Annotated in this window: 15 protein-coding genes, 2 tRNA genes and 1 riboswitch; of the genes, 14 read left to right on the top strand and 3 right to left on the bottom strand. The window is 69.1% G+C overall.

Going from position 1 to position 15,367, the window contains the following annotated elements:
- Window positions 1-4 precede the first annotated feature (4 nt).
- The 8 genes from recF to ACTIE9_RS07685 all read left to right on the top strand — a co-directional run bounded on the left by recF (window position 5) and on the right by ACTIE9_RS07685 (window position 7,701).
- Window positions 5-1,180 carry a DNA replication/repair protein RecF gene (recF, locus tag ACTIE9_RS07650; protein ID WP_439564986.1) on the top strand — a complete coding sequence of 392 codons (1,176 nt, stop codon included), beginning with the start codon at window positions 5-7 and terminating at the stop codon, window positions 1,178-1,180.
- The gene (locus tag ACTIE9_RS07655; protein WP_439564987.1) at window positions 1,177-1,704 is read left to right on the top strand and encodes a DUF721 domain-containing protein; all 528 of its coding nucleotides are present in this window, start codon (window positions 1,177-1,179) and stop codon (window positions 1,702-1,704) included. Before recF ends, ACTIE9_RS07655 begins: the two co-directional genes overlap by 4 nt.
- A 174-nt stretch (window positions 1,705-1,878) precedes the next feature.
- Window positions 1,879-3,882, top strand: coding sequence for a DNA topoisomerase (ATP-hydrolyzing) subunit B (gene gyrB / locus ACTIE9_RS07660; RefSeq protein ID WP_439564988.1), 2,004 nt, complete (start codon window positions 1,879-1,881; stop codon window positions 3,880-3,882).
- A 60-nt stretch (window positions 3,883-3,942) separates the two neighbouring features.
- A complete protein-coding gene (gyrA, locus tag ACTIE9_RS07665; protein ID WP_439564989.1) occupies window positions 3,943-6,510 on the top strand; it encodes a DNA gyrase subunit A in 2,568 nt (855 codons plus the stop codon).
- Window positions 6,507-6,914, top strand: a complete 408-nt coding sequence (locus ACTIE9_RS07670) for a DUF3566 domain-containing protein (protein ID WP_439564990.1) — start codon at window positions 6,507-6,509, stop codon at window positions 6,912-6,914. Before gyrA ends, ACTIE9_RS07670 begins: the two co-directional genes overlap by 4 nt.
- 62 nt (window positions 6,915-6,976) lie before the next feature.
- A tRNA-Ile gene (locus ACTIE9_RS07675) sits at window positions 6,977-7,050 on the top strand.
- A 173-nt stretch (window positions 7,051-7,223) separates the two neighbouring features.
- Window positions 7,224-7,296, top strand: a tRNA-Ala gene (locus tag ACTIE9_RS07680).
- Between the two features lies 1 nt (window position 7,297).
- Window positions 7,298-7,363, top strand: a riboswitch (guanidine-III (ykkC-III) riboswitch).
- Between the two features lie 11 nt (window positions 7,364-7,374).
- Entirely contained in the window at window positions 7,375-7,701 is a 327-nt protein-coding gene (locus ACTIE9_RS07685; RefSeq protein ID WP_439564991.1) for a DMT family transporter, read from the top strand.
- A 43-nt stretch (window positions 7,702-7,744) separates the two neighbouring features.
- Here ACTIE9_RS07685 and ACTIE9_RS07690 read toward each other — a convergent pair whose 3' ends face one another.
- Window positions 7,745-9,130 (bottom strand): ATP-binding protein, encoded by a 1,386-nt coding sequence (locus tag ACTIE9_RS07690; RefSeq protein ID WP_439564992.1) that lies wholly within the window; start codon window positions 9,128-9,130, stop codon window positions 7,745-7,747.
- Window positions 9,130-9,795 (bottom strand): response regulator transcription factor, encoded by a 666-nt coding sequence (locus tag ACTIE9_RS07695; RefSeq protein WP_439564993.1) that lies wholly within the window; start codon window positions 9,793-9,795, stop codon window positions 9,130-9,132. The genes ACTIE9_RS07690 and ACTIE9_RS07695 overlap by 1 nt, the downstream gene beginning before the upstream one ends.
- 121 nt (window positions 9,796-9,916) lie before the next feature.
- Between ACTIE9_RS07695 and ACTIE9_RS07700 the strand changes: the two genes are divergently transcribed.
- The 4 genes from ACTIE9_RS07700 to ACTIE9_RS07715 are packed head-to-tail and all read left to right on the top strand — an operon-like array spanning window position 9,917 to window position 13,235.
- On the top strand, window positions 9,917-10,318 hold the full coding sequence (locus ACTIE9_RS07700) for a hypothetical protein (protein WP_439564994.1): 402 nt from the start codon (window positions 9,917-9,919) through the stop codon (window positions 10,316-10,318).
- Window positions 10,308-10,691: a hypothetical protein gene (locus ACTIE9_RS07705; protein ID WP_439564995.1), complete on the top strand. Its 384-nt coding sequence runs from the start codon at window positions 10,308-10,310 to the stop codon at window positions 10,689-10,691. The genes ACTIE9_RS07700 and ACTIE9_RS07705 overlap by 11 nt, the downstream gene beginning before the upstream one ends.
- Window positions 10,692-10,728: 37 nt before the next feature.
- On the top strand, window positions 10,729-11,673 hold the full coding sequence (locus ACTIE9_RS07710) for an FAD:protein FMN transferase (protein ID WP_439564996.1): 945 nt from the start codon (window positions 10,729-10,731) through the stop codon (window positions 11,671-11,673).
- Window positions 11,670-13,235, top strand: coding sequence for a 2Fe-2S iron-sulfur cluster-binding protein (locus ACTIE9_RS07715; protein ID WP_439564997.1), 1,566 nt, complete (start codon window positions 11,670-11,672; stop codon window positions 13,233-13,235). The genes ACTIE9_RS07710 and ACTIE9_RS07715 overlap by 4 nt, the downstream gene beginning before the upstream one ends.
- Here ACTIE9_RS07715 and ACTIE9_RS07720 read toward each other — a convergent pair.
- Window positions 13,232-13,801 (bottom strand): hypothetical protein, encoded by a 570-nt coding sequence (locus tag ACTIE9_RS07720; protein ID WP_439564998.1) that lies wholly within the window; start codon window positions 13,799-13,801, stop codon window positions 13,232-13,234. The two genes, ACTIE9_RS07715 and ACTIE9_RS07720, sit on opposite strands and share 4 nt — an antisense overlap.
- Before the next feature lie 122 nt (window positions 13,802-13,923).
- Between ACTIE9_RS07720 and ACTIE9_RS07725 the strand changes: the two genes are divergently transcribed.
- Together ACTIE9_RS07725 and ACTIE9_RS07730 are read left to right on the top strand one after the other, a co-directional pair.
- Window positions 13,924-14,466, top strand: coding sequence for a peptidylprolyl isomerase (locus ACTIE9_RS07725; protein ID WP_439564999.1), 543 nt, complete (start codon window positions 13,924-13,926; stop codon window positions 14,464-14,466).
- Complete coding sequence (locus ACTIE9_RS07730; protein WP_439565000.1) at window positions 14,463-15,311, top strand: rhomboid family intramembrane serine protease; 849 nt, start codon at window positions 14,463-14,465, stop codon at window positions 15,309-15,311. Before ACTIE9_RS07725 ends, ACTIE9_RS07730 begins: the two co-directional genes overlap by 4 nt.
- Window positions 15,312-15,367: the final 56 nt, after the last annotated feature.

The raw sequence follows: 15,367 nt of genomic DNA on the forward strand, positions 1-15,367 counted from the left end.
GCGCGTGCACGTCACGCACCTCTCACTGCTCGACTTCCGCAACTACACGCGCGCCGATGTCGCACTTGCGCCCGGTGCCGTGCTGTTCGTCGGCCGCAACGGCCAGGGCAAGACCAACCTCGTCGAAGCGATCGCCTACGCGGGGTCGGCCGCATCGCATCGGGTCTCGAGCGATCACGCGCTGATCCGTTTCGGAGCCGATACCGGTATCGTCCGGCTGCGTGTCGAGCACGATGACCGGGCCGTGGTGATCGAGATCGAGCTCAACCGGGCATCCCCTAATCGTGCTCAGGCGAACGGGTCCCCGGTGAGGATGCGCGATCTGCCGCGGTACTTCGCGAGCGTGATCTTCGCCCCGGAGGACCTCTCGCTCGTGCGGGGTGACCCGGGAGTGCGGCGCGGCTTCCTCGACACCCTCGTCGTGCAACGCACTCCTCGTCTCGCGGGAGTCATCTCCGACTACGAACGTGTGGTGCGGCAGCGCAACTCGCTCTTGAAGTCGGCACGCGCATCGCGGTTGCCGATCGAGAGCCTCACGACCCTCGATGTGTGGGATGAACGGCTCGTGAGTCTCGGCACCGAGTTGATCATGGCGCGCGCCGACCTCGTCGACGCGCTGCGACCGCATGTGGCGCGCGCCTATAGCGCGGTCGCCGGTGATGACCACCTCACGCGGATGAGCCTTCGCCTGAGCATCGACGCCGACCTCGATGACGACCGGGAGGACGAGGCCGGCGCCGTGCTCGATGCCGGATCCGATCGGGAGCAGGTCGCGCGCGATCTGGCCGAACGGTTCCGCGCGCGCGTGGCGGAACGGCGCCGAGCAGAGCTCGATCGCGCGGTGACGCTCGTCGGCCCCCATCGCGACGATCTGGTGCTCGAGCTCAACGGCTTGCCCGCGCGGGGGTACGCGAGCCACGGTGAGAGCTGGTCGTACGCCCTGGCTCTCAAGCTCGCTTCTGCCGAGGTGCTGCGGGCCGATGCCGTCGCGGGCGACCCGGTCCTCATTCTCGACGACGTGTTCGCCGAGCTCGACGAAGGGCGCCGCGAGCGGCTCGCCGACGCCGTGGGCGATTTCGAGCAGGTGCTGATCACCGCGGCGGTCGGCGCGGATGTGCCCCAGCGGCTCGCCGCCACCCGCATCGGGATCTCCGCGGGAACGATCGTGGGGGAGCAGTGACGGTCGACGACGGCGCGCCCGCCCCGCTCGAGCGGGAACCGACGGAATCGGAGGCCAGCGCGGTCTACCGCCGGCTGCGCCGCATCTTCGGCGATCCCGCGATGCGATCCGCGGATGCTCGAAAACGAGCCACCCGCATCCCCGGCGACTCCGCCCCTTTCGGGCTCGGCCGCGACCCCTCGGGTCTCGGTGACGTGCTCGACTCGATGACCCGGTCTCTCGGCTGGTCGTCGCCTCTCGCACGCGGCGAACTGCTCACCGCCTGGCCGGAGCTGGTTGGTGCGGATATCGCGGCGCACTCGGAGCCGGCCGGGATCGACGACGGCGTGCTCACGGTGCAGTGCGATTCGACCGCCTGGGCGACCCAGCTGCGCATCATGCGTGCCGAGATCCTCACCACGATCCTGCGTCGGTACCCCGATGCGCAGGTGACGAGCATCCGGTTCAGCGGGCCCGGCGCACCCAGCTGGAAGCGGGGGCCGCGCTCCGTTCCCGGTCGAGGCCCTCGCGATACCTACGGCTGAGCGCCTGGGGGCGCGAAAACAAATCACTCCACCCGAGTCGAGATATCTCCCCAGAGGGGCTTTCTGACGGCTCTCAGAGGCCTTTTCTTGGTAGGATGGACCCGCCACACGGGGCGCCATCCATGCCCCCTTGATCGGCCACCAGCGATCGACTCGGCGGGAGCGCAATTCCATATGACCACCTCGTCCTCCGGCAGCACGCCGAACACGCCCACGCCGCGCAACGACCACAGCTACGGCGCCGGCGACATCCAGGTGCTCGAAGGCCTCGAGGCGGTGCGCAAGCGGCCCGGCATGTACATCGGATCGACGGGCCCGCGGGGCCTGCACCACCTCGTGTACGAGATCGTCGACAACTCGGTCGATGAGGCGCTCGCCGGACATTGCGACACCATCCACGTGACTCTTCTCGCCGATGGGGGTGTGCGTGTCGTCGATAACGGGCGCGGCATCCCGGTCGACGAGCACCCGGTCGAGAAGAAGTCGACCGTCGAGGTCGTCCTCACCATCCTGCACGCCGGTGGGAAGTTCGGCGGCGGCGGCTACGCCGTCTCCGGCGGTCTGCACGGTGTCGGCAGCTCGGTCGTGAACGCTCTCTCCGAACGGCTCGCCGTCGAGGTGCGCCGACAGGGCAACGTCTATTCGCAGACCTACCAGCACGGTGTTCCGGATGCTCCGCTCGCCAAGGGCGCCGCGACCGACGAGACCGGCACGACGATCTCGTTCTGGCCGAACGGTGAGATCTTCGAGACGACCGAGTTCGACTACGACACGCTGCGCACCCGGTTCCAGCAGATGGCGTTCCTCAACAAGGGGCTGCGCATCACGATCGCCGACGAGCGGCCCGACGCCGACGCCGCTCCCGACACCGCTCCGCGGCGGGAGGAGTTCCTCTACGAGAAGGGCCTCGTCGACTACGTCGAGTTCTTGAACTCGGCCAAGAAGATCGAGGTCGTGCACCCCGAGATCATCTCCTTCGAGTCGGAGGACACCGAGCGGCGCATCGCCCTCGAGGTCGCCATGCAGTGGACGAACGCCTACTCCGAGTCGGTGCACACCTACGCCAACACGATCAACACGCACGAGGGCGGCACGCACGAAGAGGGTTTCCGTGCTGCGCTCACCACCCTCGTCAACAAGTACGCGCGCGACAAGGGAATCCTGAAGGAGAAGGACGAGAACCTCTCGGGCGACGACGTGCGCGAAGGCCTCACCGCGGTGATCTCGATCAAGCTCGGCGAGCCGCAGTTCGAGGGCCAGACGAAGACCAAGCTCGGCAATACCGAGGCCAAGTCGTTCGTGCAGAAGGTCGCGGGCGAGCACCTCGCCGACTGGTTCGAGCGCAACCCCGCGCAGGCGAAAGACGTGATCCGCAAGGCGCTCCAGGCGTCGGCCGCGCGCATCGCCGCCCGCAAGGCGCGCGAGCAGACCCGCCGCAAGGGGCTTCTCGAGTCGGGCGGCATGCCCGGCAAGCTCAAAGACTGCCAATCGAAAGACCCCTCGCTCAGCGAGCTCTTCATCGTCGAGGGCGACTCGGCCGGCGGCTCCGCCGTGCAGGGCCGCAACCCCGAGACGCAGGCGATCCTGCCGCTGCGCGGCAAGATCCTCAACGTCGAGAAGGCGCGACTCGACCGCGCGCTCGGCAACGCCGAGGTGCAGGCCATGATCACGGCGTTCGGCGCCGGCATCGGGGAAGACTTCGACCCCGACAAGGTTCGGTACCACAAGATCGTGCTCATGGCCGATGCCGACGTCGACGGCCAGCACATCACGACGCTGCTGCTCACGCTGCTCTTCCGCTACATGCGCCCGCTCATCGACCTCGGCTACGTCTACCTCGCGCAGCCGCCGCTCTATCGCCTCAAGTGGACGAACGCCGAGCACGAGTACGTGTACAGCGATCGCGAGCGCGATGTGCTGCTCGAATCCGGGATCGCCGGCGGCAAGCGCATCCCGAAGGACAACGGCATCCAGCGGTACAAGGGCCTCGGTGAGATGAACCACCAGGAGCTCTGGGATACGACGATGAACCCGGCGTCGCGCACCCTGCTGCAGGTCACGCTCGAAGACGCGGCGGTCGCCGACAGCGTCTTCTCCACCCTCATGGGTGACGACGTCGAGCAACGACGCACCTTCATCCAGCAGAACGCGAAAGACGTGCGCTTCTTGGACATCTAGCGGCTGCCATCTAGTCGCGGCAACCGCTTCCGATCACACCACCACTGAAGGACGTTCCCCATGGCAGACGACACTCCGGGCACCGAGCCCATCGACTACGGGCCGGGCGGCCGCGTGAACCAGGTCGACCTGCAGCTCGAGATGCAGCGCTCGTACCTCGACTACGCGATGAGCGTCATCGTCGGGCGCGCCCTGCCCGACGTGCGCGACGGGCTCAAGCCCGTGCACCGCCGTGTGATCTACGCGATGTTCGACGGAGGCTACCGCCCCGACAAGGCCTACTCGAAGTGCTCGCGCGTCGTCGGTGACGTCATGGGCCAGTTCCACCCCCACGGCGACTCGGCGATCTACGACGCGCTCGTCCGCCTCGTGCAACCGTGGTCGATGCGCTACCCGCTGGCCGCTGGCCAGGGAAACTTCGGGTCGCCCGGCAACGACGGTGCCGCCGCCCCGCGATACACCGAGACCAAGATGGCTCCGCTCGCCATGGAGATGGTGCGCGACATCGAGGAAGACACCGTCGACTTCCAAGACAACTACGACGGCCGCACGCAAGAGCCGAGCATCCTGCCCGCGCGCTTCCCGAACCTGCTGGTGAACGGCTCGGTCGGCATCGCCGTCGGCATGGCCACGAACATCCCGCCCCACAATCTGCGCGAGGTCGCCTCCGCCGCCCTCTGGCACCTGCAGAACCCCGACGCCGATCGCGAGAGCCTGCTCGACGCGATCTTGCAACGCGTCAAGGGCCCCGACTTCCCGACCGGCGCGCAGATCCTCGGCGTCAAGGGAATCCATGACGCCTACCGCACGGGCCGCGGGTCGATCACGATGCGCGCGGTCGTGACGGTCGAAGAGATCCAGAACCGCACGTGCCTCGTCATCACCGAGCTGCCGTACCAGGTCAACCCCGACAACCTGGCGATCAAGATCGCCGACCTCGTCAAAGAGGGCAAGCTCGGCGGCATCGCCGACATCCGCGACGAGTCGTCGGGCCGCACGGGCCAGCGCCTCGTGATCGTGCTCAAACGCGATGCGGTCGCCAAGGTCGTGCTCAACAACCTGTACAAGCACACCCAGCTGCAAGACAACTTCGGCGCCAACATGCTCGCGATCGTCGACGGCGTGCCGCGCACGCTCCCGATCGACGGCTTCATCACCTACTGGACGGCGCACCAGATCGAGGTCATCGTGCGCCGCACGGCCTTCCGCCTGAAGAAGGCCGAGGCCGACGCCCACATCCTGCGCGGTTACCTGAAGGCGCTGGATGCCCTTGACGAGGTCATCGCCCTGATCCGCCGCTCGCCCACGGTGGAGGAGGCCCGTGACGGACTGATCGCGCTACTCGACGTCGACGAGCTGCAGGCGACGGCCATCCTGAACCTGCAGCTGCGCCGCCTCGCCGCGCTTGAACGCCAGAAGATCCAGGATCAGGCGGACGAGCTCGAGCGCCTCATCGCCGACTACCAGGCGATCCTCGCCAGCCCCGAGCGCCAGCGCACCATCGTCTCCGACGAGCTCACCGAGATCGTCGACAAGTACGGCGACGACCGCCGCACCGAGATCATGTTCGGTTTCGACGGCGACATGAGCGTCGAAGACCTGATCCCCGAAGAGGAGATGGTCGTCACCGTCACGCGCGGCGGCTACATCAAGCGCACCCGCAGCGACAACTACCGCTCGCAGCACCGCGGCGGCAAGGGCGTCAAGGGTGCACAGCTACGCGCCGACGACGTGGTCGAGCACTTCTTCGTGACCACTACGCACCACTGGCTGCTGTTCTTCACCACGACGGGGCGGGTCTACCGTCTCAAGGCCTACGAGGTGCAGGAGGCCGGCCGCGATGCGAAGGGCCAGCACGTCGCGAACCTGCTCGCCCTCCAGCCGGATGAGGAGATCGCGCAGATCCTCGACATCCGCGACTACTCGGTGGCGCAGCACCTCGTGCTCGCCACCCGCAACGGCCTGGTCAAGAAGACCGCCCTGACCGAGTACGACACCAACCGCACGGGCGGCATCATCGCCATCAACCTGCGCGAGGGCGACCAGCTCGTCTCGGCCATGCTCGCCGACGACTCCGACGACATCCTGCTCGTGTCGCGTCAAGGAATGTCGCTGCGCTTCACGGCCGACGACTCGGCCCTGCGGCCGATGGGGCGCTCGACCTCCGGTGTCACCGGCATGAAGTTCCGCCCCGGCGACGAGCTGCTGTCGGCATCTGTCGTCGGCGACCGCGGCTTCGTGTTCGTCGTCACCGAGGGCGGCTACGCCAAGCGCACCGAGGTCGAGCAGTACCGCGTTCAGCAGCGCGGCGGCCTGGGCATCAAGGTCGCCAAGCTCAGTGACGACCGAGGAGCACTGGCCGGCGGGCTCATCGTCGCCGACGACGACGAGGTGCTCGTGGTCATGCAAAATGGCAAGGTGGTACGCTCCTCGGTGGCCGAGGTGCCCGCCAAGGGCCGCGACACCATGGGTGTCGTGTTCGCTCGGCCCGACGACGACGACCGCATCATCGCGATCGCCCGGAACAGCGAGCGCAACCTCGTTGATCCCGACGCGGACGTCATCGAGAACCCCGACACCACCGAGACCGCACCCGCGGCCGAGGTCGGAAAGGACGAGAACGAGTGAGTACTGTCGCCGAGAAGCTGCAGCGGAAGTCGCAGCGCCAGACCCCGACGAAGCAGGTTCGCCTCAAGCTCGTCTACATCGACTTCTGGTCGGCGGTGAAGCTGTCGTTCCTCGTCGCCATCTGCGGTGCGGTGCTGCTGCTCGTCGCCACCTTCTTCGCCTGGATCGTGCTCAACTCGCTCGGCGTGATCCAAGACGTCGACGCGGTGCTCGCAGACATCATCGGTGACGAAGCGACCAGCTTCACGGCGATCTTCTCGCTCGGCCAGGTGATGTTCTTCACGACCATCGTCGCGTTGCTCAACATCGTGGGCGGCACCGCGATCGGAGCCATCAGCGCCCTGCTCTACAACCTCAGCGTGCGCCTCACGGGCGGCCTGCTCGTCGGCTTCACCAACAACTGAGCCCACCCTCGCCCGAATTGGGAGAGGGTCACCGGATGCAGTACAGTCGTATCCGGTCTCCCGGGGATATAGCTCAGGCGGTTAGAGCGCTTCGCTGATAACGAAGAGGTCCGAGGTTCAAGTCCTCGTATCCCCACTCCATTTATTGTCACGCCGCCGCTCCTGCGGCGTGACGGCGCTTCCGCGAGACGAGCGTGGTCGTCTCGCTTCGCGTCGCGACCACGAGCAGCCCGTTCGCTCAAGCGCGCGAGCGACCTGGCCACCCGGCACCACCTGCTCGGCGCGGTTCGGTAGAGTGGAGGGCGGTTCGGGGCCTTAGCTCAATTGGTAGAGCGCCTGCTTTGCAAGCAGGAGGTCAGGAGTTCGATTCTCCTAGGCTCCACGCAGTGCCCATTCCTGGGCCACCGGACGAGGCATCCCGTACCCGGACAGCGACAAGACGGGTCAGAGAGTCGACCTCATGTCGTGGATCATCCTGCTCGCCTCGGGCGTGCTCGAAGCCGTCTGGGCGACCGCCCTCGGAGCATCCAAGGGCTTCACCAAGCTCGTGCCGTCGATCGTCTTCCTCGTCGCGCTCGCACTCAGCATGGGCGGACTCGCTCTCGCCATGCGCGAGATTCCGACGGGCACCGCCTACGCGGTGTGGGTCGGCGTGGGCGCGAGCCTCACGATCGTCTGGGCGATGATCACCGGCGCCGAGACGGCATCCGTCATCAAGCTGCTGCTCGTGCTCGGCATCGTCGCCTGCGTCGTCGCCCTCAAGCTCGTGAGCGACGCCGAGCACTGACCAGGTCGCCCCGGCCCCCGGAGGCGCTCCCCGCATCGAGGGTTCAGACCGGGTCGAAGGTGATCGTGGCGATGAGGCCGTGCGGGTGGCGGCGCGCGAGGGCGACCTCCGCGCCGCTCGCGCGCGCGAGCTCGGCGACGATGGCCAGACCCAGACCCGTGCCCGGCGTCGTGCTGGTCCCGCGCCAGAAGCGGTCGAAGGCGCGTGCCAGCTCGTCGTCGGACATCCCCGGCCCCTCATCGAGAACGCTTAGCGACGGACGATCGCCCCCGGAGACGACCACGCGCACGGCGCCTCCGGGCGGCGAGACGGCGAGGGCGTTGTCGATGATGTTGTCGAGCATCTGGTCGACACCGGTTGGCACGGCGAGCACCGGCAGAGACGCCGGGCCGTCGACCGTGAGCGACACCCCGCCCTCCGCCGCGAGCGGCTCCCACTGCTCGACCCGTTCGCGGGCGATGACGGCGAGGTCGACGGTCACGACGGGGGCGATGGATGCTCCCGCGCGACCCAGCGCGAGCAGCCCCTCGACGATGGTCACCAGGCGGTCGGCCTCATGCTCGGCCGCGGCGAGCCGGTCGGCGGCGCCCGACGGGTCGGATTCGATGAGGTCGCGCGCCCGTTCGAGCTTGAGGCGCAGGGCTGTCAGCGGTGTGCGCAGCTGGTGGGAGGCATCGGCCGCGAACGCGCGCTGCTCGTCGATGAGAGCCGAGAGACGATCGGCCATGCGGTTGAACGACCGCCCGAGGCGCACGAGCTCGGGGGCACCTCCGGCGCCCGGGTCGGCGCGCGCGGTCAGGTCTCCGCCCGCCAGTCGTTCCGTCGTGGACGTCAAGAGCGTGAGGCGGCGCGTAACCGTGCCCGAGAAGACGATTCCGGCGATCCCCGCCATGATGAGGGTCAGCAGCGCGACGAGGCTGATGACCTGCAATCGCTCTCCGACCTCGTCGTCGACGACCGCCTCCGGATAGGTCAGACGCACCGCCCCGATGATCGACTCGCCGCTGAGCACGGGCACAGCGACATACACGAGCTGCTGCTGCAGTGTGGTCGAGTAGCGCGATCCGGAGGAGATCGTTCCGCGCAGGGCCTCGGCGATCTCCGGTCGTGTCGAGTAGTCGTCGCCCACGGCCGCCTGGTCGTCGTCGCTCGTGACGAGCGAGGTGCCATCGCTTGCGACGATCACGACCCGTCCGCCCCCCGCGGCGCGGTACTCCTGTGCCGCCTCGGCGACGGTGGTGATCGCCGCGGGGTCGAGCGACTCCAGCGCTTCCTCCGCCCGACCCGCGAGCACGAAGGCATCCCGTTCGAGACCCGTGACCAGCCGATCGAGCTCGACGGTGCGCAAGTACTGGGCGAGCGGCACCGTCTGCACCACCAGAACGAGGGCCGTGATCACCATGACCATGCCCATGAACCGCCAGCGCATCAGGGTTCTCCGAGTCGGAAGCCGACGCCGCGCACCGACTCGATCCAGCCCGGGTCGCCGAGCTTCTTCCGCACAGCCGCGATGTGCGCGTCGAGGGTCTTCGCGGTGCCGAACCAGGTGGTGTCCCACACGTCGCGCAGGATATCGGTGCGGCGGTAGACCGCACCGCGGTCGCGCGCGAGGTACTCGAGCACGTCGAACTCGCGCGGCGTCAGGTGCACCGGCTCGCCGTCGAGCAGAACCCGACGGGCTCGGCTGTCGATCACGAGACGTGAGGGGGAGGCCTCATCGCGCGGGCCGTCGGCGCCGCCGCTGCGCCGCGCGATGGCGTGGATGCGGGCGACGAGCTCGCGCATGCCGAACGGCTTGACGATGTAGTCGTCGGCCCCCAGCTCGAGAGCGACGACGCGATCGACCTCATCATCGCGCGCACTCACGATGATGATGGGCAGCGAGCTCGCGGCGCGGATGCGGCGGCAGACCTCCGTGCCGTCCATGTCGGGCAGCCCGAGGTCGAGCACCACGAGGTCGGGCGGGCTCTCGGCGATCGCCGCGATCCCCGCCGTGCCCGTCGACACCCGGGTCGCCCCGATGGCGCGGTCGGCGAGGCCGTCGACGATGCCGTCGGCGACGGCGTCGTCGTCTTCGATCACGAGAACCCGCATGCGCTCATCATGCCGCGCTCGCGCGACCTGCGGCGGGCATCCGGTGCTCGGACGACGATCTTGGACGAATCTTGGATGTTCGACGGATCGCCCTGAAATCGCGGCGACTTAGCGTCGAAGCATGAAGACACAGATCATCACCGCCCTGTCGATCGTCGCCGTTCTCGGCTCGGCCGGCGGCGCCTACGCGATCAACCAGACCATGCTCACGACGGCGTCGAGCGCCGAGTCGGTCATCGGCACCGCGACCCCGGTGCTCGTGCCGGTCGCCCCGAAGGGCAATGACATTCCGGCGGAGTACCTCGAGCGTGTCGCCGCCGCCGCTGCTGCTGCTGCCAAGACGACGCCCCTGGGCGGTTCGCTCACCGGCACCTCCTCGCCGGCCTCGCCCTCGGGCAGCGGTGCACCCGCACCCTCGGCGAGTCCGTCGTCCTACGACGATGACCAGTACGAGGAGTCGGACGACGACCATGACGACGAGTACGAGGCCGAGCACGAGGACGAGTCCGACGATGACGACTAACGAGCGCCCCGCCGCCGCCGCCCGCGCCCTCACCGGCGCGGGCACGGCGATCGCGATGATCGGCATGATCACCGGCTTCCAGCTCTCTGCCGCGGCCGCCGAGCAGCAGGCGCAGGTCGATGCTGCCGCGACGGCCGCTGCCACCGCGAGCTCGACAGCGACGCGCGGTCAGGCCGTGCGGGTGCTCGACCCCTCGCTGCTGCCCGAGATCGTCGTCGCCGCCGCGACCCCCGCCGCTCCGACCGCATCAGCCTCGCGCTCGAGCTCCGCCCCCGCCGCCCCCGCCGCCCCCGCCGCGCCGGCGGCGCCCCCGCCTGCCCCCGCGCAGCCGGCACCGCCGGCGAACGGCACGACCGCCGGGTCCGGCGGCTGAGCCGCGGTCGTCACCGCGCTTGCCGTCCATCACCGCTATGACTGCACGCACCGTCGAGAACTCGTGGACGATGATGGGGGGCACCGCCCGCGCCTGCCTCGTGGTCGACGACCCGGCCCCCGGCTCCGGCGGCCCGGATTCGCCCGAGCACGCTCTCGATCGCGCGCGCGACCTCGGTGCCCGACTCGAACAGCGCTGGAGCCGCTTCGTCGTCGACAGCGACCTCGCTCGACTGACCGGTGCTCTCGGTGCCCCGACGGTGGTCGCCGCCGAGACCATCACCCTGCTCGACGCGATGCGCGACGGCTGGCGCGAGACCGACCATGGCTTCGACCCGACGCTGCTGCCCGCGGTCGTCGCCGAAGGGTACGGGAGGTCGACGCTCGATCCGAGCCGATCGACCGTGCTCCCGGAGTCGGCGCGGGCCCGCGCCGACCTCGACGCGATGCGCATCGACGGCCTGACGGTCACGGTGCCGTCGGGAACCGCGCTCGACCCCGGCGGCATCGGCAAGGGTCTCGCCGCCGATCTCATCGCGCTCGATCTGCTCGCCGCGGGCGTGCGCGGCTGCCTCATCGACGTCGGCGGCGACCTCCGCGTCGCGGGGCAGGCTCCCGACGGCATCGCCTGGCGCATCGCGGTCGAGGATCCCTTCGCCCCGCCCGCGGTGCGCACCACCATCCGACTTCTCGACGGCGGCATCGCCACCTCGAGCCAGCGCAAGCGGCGATGGATGTCCGCCTCGGGCTCTGAACGCCACCACCTCATCGACCCGGCGACGGCCCGCAGCGCGGTCACCAGCATCCAGACCGTGACGGTGATCGCCTCGACGGCCGCACGGGCCGAGGTGCTGACCAAGCCGGGATTCCTGCGGCCGGTCGCCGACTACCTGGCGTGGATCCCCACGCGCGGGGCCGCAGCACTGCTCATCGACGCCGACGGCGCCGAGCACACGACATCGAACTGGAGCGACTACGCATGAACGATCCGCACTTCTGGTGGTACGTGACGCGGGCCAGCGCCGTGCTCGCCTGGGTGATCATGACGGCGGCGGTGCTGTGGGGCATCCTGCTGTCGACCCGCGTGTTCCGGGGCGCCGACAATCCCGCGTGGTTGCAGGACCTGCACCGGTTCCTCGGCGGCACTGCTCTCGTGCTCACCCTCATCCACATGGTCTCGCTCGTGCTCGACCCGTGGTTGGCGATGCCCCTCGATCAACTGCTGATCCCCCTCGTCGCCGAGTACCGGCCGCTGCCCGTCGCGCTCGGCATCCTGTCGTTCTACGTGCTCGCCGCGGTGCAGCTCACCTCGCTCGCGAAGAACCGATTGCCGCAGCGCTTCTGGAAGGCCGTGCACTACCTCAGCTACGTCGCGGTGCTCGCGGTCGCCATCCACGGCGCCTACGCCGGCACGGATGCGGGGGCGGGCTGGTACCAGGCGGTCGCCACCGTGATCGTCACGGCCTCCGTTCTCGCCCTCATCGTGCGCATCGTGATGGCCCGCCGTCGTACCGGAGCGGGGGCGGGCAGTCGCCCGACGGCCGCCGACGGCTCGATGCGATCCCTCTCCGAAGGCTCAGTGCCATCGATCGCCGAGGCGAACCCCGCCGACCCGCTAACCGTGACCAGGATGCGCATCATCGCCAAGCACCCGGTCGCCGACGGCGTCGTGCGCGTTCGCCTCGCGCGCGCCGACGGCCGCCCCCTCGGGCCCTGGTACGCGGGGGCGCACGTGACCCTGCGGCTACCGGTCGGCGTCGAGCGCCAGTACTCGCTGTGCAGCGATCCCGCCGATCGCGCGCACATCGACATCGCCGTGCTGCGCGCGGAGCCGGCGGGCGTCGGCAGCGCGTACCTGCACGACCGGGCCGAGGTGGGCGACGAGCTCGAGGTGATCGGGCCGCGCAACACCTTCCCGCTCGAGGCCGCGCACGAGTACCTCTTCATCGCCGGGGGCATCGGCATCACTCCCCTCCGCGCGATGATCGAGGCCCTCCCGCCCACGCGCGACTGGCGACTGCTCTACCTCGGCCGCACACGCTCGGAGATGGCGTTCGCGCGCGAGCTCGAGGAGCGCCATGGAGACCGGGTCCGCATCATCGCGAGTGACGAGCGGCGTGAGCGCGCTGATCTCGCAGCCGAGATCGCGGCGACGACGGCAGACGTGTACGCGTGCGGCAGCACGGCTCTGCTCGACGATGTCGAAGCGGCGACCCCCCGCGAGCGCTGCCACATCGAACGCTTCGTGGCGGTCGACCGCGCAGCCGGCATCGACCGTGAGGCGGTGGTGGTCACGGCCCGGCGCAGTGGGCTGCGGGTGGAGGTGCCGGCCGAGCAGAGCATCCTCGTCGCCCTGCAGTCGGCCGGCGTCGCCGTGGCGACCTCGTGCGGCACCGGTGTGTGCGGCACCTGCGAGACGCCCGTGCTCGCGGGCGAGCCCGAGCATCTCGACTCGGTCATGTCCGACGCCGACAAAGATGAGATCGGCGTGTTCTACCCGTGCGTCTCGCGCTCGAGAACCCCTGAGCTCGTGCTCGACCTCTAGGCCGACGGCGCCTCGGTGTCGGGGTCGACCTCTTCGACCCACAGGTCGTCATCGGTGCGCAGGGTCTGCCAGGCGGCGTAGGCGATCGCGGCCGTCGCGACGACGCCGAGACCGATGAGGATGTAGCGACCGGGGCCGGGTGAGGGCTTGACCTCGATGAGACCGACCTTCTGGCCGGCGCGGGTGGCGAGATCGCGGCCCGAGGCCGAGACCTGGCGGATGGCGTCGCGCACGCGCTTGTCGCGAGCGACGTCGAGCACGGCGATCGCCGAGCCCAGGGCCCCGGTCACCGCCGGCAGCACGTCGTCGACGAAACGGTCGCGCGTCGCCGTCGCGGCGTGCCGCACCGAGCCGACGCCGGCTTCGACGCTCGGCACGATGCGCTTCTCGTAGGTGTCGCGCACGCGTGGGGCGACATCGTCGCGGGCCACGGAGGCGGCCTGGCGGCTCGCATCGCGCAGGATGCTCGCCGCGCGCTCGAGAACCTCGCGCTGCTCGTCCCACACGTCTCCGGCCTGACGCCGGAGCTTCTTCAGTTCGCGCTGGCGCTTGCGTGACAGTTCCATGGTGGTCCTCCTGCATCGGCGATCCGCGGAGTCTCCATCCTGGCACCAACCCGGCCCGCACCCAACCGATACCGCGTCGATGCTCAGGAACCGGCCAGTGCGCTCCATGCCAGAATGGGCGCATGTCGATCCACACCGCCGTCGCCACCATCCACACGAACAAGGGCGACATCGTCGTCAACCTGTTCGGCAACCACGCGCCGAAGACCGTTCGCAACTTCGTCGGTCTCGCGACCGGAACGCAGGAGTGGACGCACCCGGCCACGGGCCAGAAGACCACCGACCCGCTCTACAACGGCGTCATCTTCCACCGCATCATCACCGACTTCATGCTGCAGGGCGGCGACCCGCTCGGGCAGGGCATCGGAGGCCCGGGCTACGAATTCGACGACGAGATCCACCCCGAGCTGCAGTTCACCGAGCCCTTCCTGCTCGCCATGGCGAACGCCGGCAAGCGCGGCGGGCGCGGCACGAACGGCTCGCAGTTCTTCATCACGACCGTTCCGACGCCGTGGCTCAACGGCAACCACACGATCTTCGGCGTCGTCGCCGACGACGACTCGAAGGCCGTGGTGAAGGCCATCGAGGCGGTTCCGACCAATGCCAACGACAAGCCGCTCGACGACGTCGTCATCTCGAGCATCGAGGTCGTCGAGGTCGCGTGACCGATCCCCAGACGGGCGCCCCGCGCCCCGGGGCGGATGCTCGGGTCTGCTATCGGCACCCCGACCGTCCGAGCGCGGTGCGCTGTCAGCGCTGTGATCGCGCGATCTGCCCCGCGTGCCAGACTCCGGCGGCGGTGGGCGTGCAGTGCCCGGAGTGCATCGCGGCCGCACGGGCTGCCCTCCCGAAGCGTCCCTCCGCGATCGCGCGCGCGTTCCGGCCCGGAAGCCGCGTGCCCGTCGTGAGCTACAGCATCCTGACGCTGACCCTCGTGGTGTTCGCGTTGCAGTGGGTGACGCAGGGTGCGGTGACGAGCGCGCTCGCCTACTTCCCGCCGCTGACGGCGATCGAGCCGTGGCGCATGCTCACGGTGGCACTCGTGCACAGTGACAGCTCAATCTTCCACATCGTGTTCAACATGTACTCGCTGTGGGTGCTCGGCCCACTGCTCGAGAGCCTGATCGGTCGTGCTCGCTTCGCGGCCGTCTACGTGCTGTCGGCGCTCGGGGGCTCGGTCGCCGTGCTCTGGCTCGCGCCGCTGACGGTGGTGGTCGGCGCCTCGGGGGCGATCTTCGGCCTGCTCGGTGCCTTCTTCGTCATCCAGCGCCGCCTCGGCGGCCGCAACGTGCAGCTCGTCGTCATCATCGCGATCAACCTGGCACTCGGGTTCCTGATCCCCGGCGTCTCGTGGCAGTCGCACGTGGGCGGGTTGCTGGTCGGAGCGGTGCTCGCGGTCATCATGCTGCGCACGCGGAGGGCCGATCAGCAGCGCCGTCAGGCATGGCTCATCGCGCTCGTCGCCGGCGCTCTCGTGCTTGTGACGATGCTGCGGCTCGCGCTCTTCTAGATGTAGTGCCCAGGCAGGTTGTTCAATCTGCTGATGGGAGGAACCTTGCCGATGGC

This window comes from Microcella sp. (assembly GCF_051860105.1).
Lineage (GTDB): Bacteria > Actinomycetota > Actinomycetes > Actinomycetales > Microbacteriaceae > Microcella.

Excerpts from the sequence above, each read along its gene's own strand:
- gyrB (WP_439564988.1), top strand. The coding sequence starts at position 1,879 with ATGACCACCTCGTCCTCCGGCAGCACGCCGAACACGCCCACGCCGCGC.
- gyrA (WP_439564989.1), top strand. The coding sequence starts at position 3,943 with ATGGCAGACGACACTCCGGGCACCGAGCCCATCGACTACGGGCCGGGC.
- ACTIE9_RS07685 (WP_439564991.1), top strand. The coding sequence starts at position 7,375 with ATGTCGTGGATCATCCTGCTCGCCTCGGGCGTGCTCGAAGCCGTCTGG.
- ACTIE9_RS07690 (WP_439564992.1), bottom strand. The coding sequence starts at position 9,130 with ATGCGCTGGCGGTTCATGGGCATGGTCATGGTGATCACGGCCCTCGTT.
- ACTIE9_RS07695 (WP_439564993.1), bottom strand. The coding sequence starts at position 9,795 with ATGCGGGTTCTCGTGATCGAAGACGACGACGCCGTCGCCGACGGCATC.
- ACTIE9_RS07700 (WP_439564994.1), top strand. The coding sequence starts at position 9,917 with ATGAAGACACAGATCATCACCGCCCTGTCGATCGTCGCCGTTCTCGGC.
- ACTIE9_RS07705 (WP_439564995.1), top strand. The coding sequence starts at position 10,308 with ATGACGACTAACGAGCGCCCCGCCGCCGCCGCCCGCGCCCTCACCGGC.
- ACTIE9_RS07710 (WP_439564996.1), top strand. The coding sequence starts at position 10,729 with ATGACTGCACGCACCGTCGAGAACTCGTGGACGATGATGGGGGGCACC.
- ACTIE9_RS07715 (WP_439564997.1), top strand. The coding sequence starts at position 11,670 with ATGAACGATCCGCACTTCTGGTGGTACGTGACGCGGGCCAGCGCCGTG.
- ACTIE9_RS07720 (WP_439564998.1), bottom strand. The coding sequence starts at position 13,801 with ATGGAACTGTCACGCAAGCGCCAGCGCGAACTGAAGAAGCTCCGGCGT.
- ACTIE9_RS07725 (WP_439564999.1), top strand. The coding sequence starts at position 13,924 with ATGTCGATCCACACCGCCGTCGCCACCATCCACACGAACAAGGGCGAC.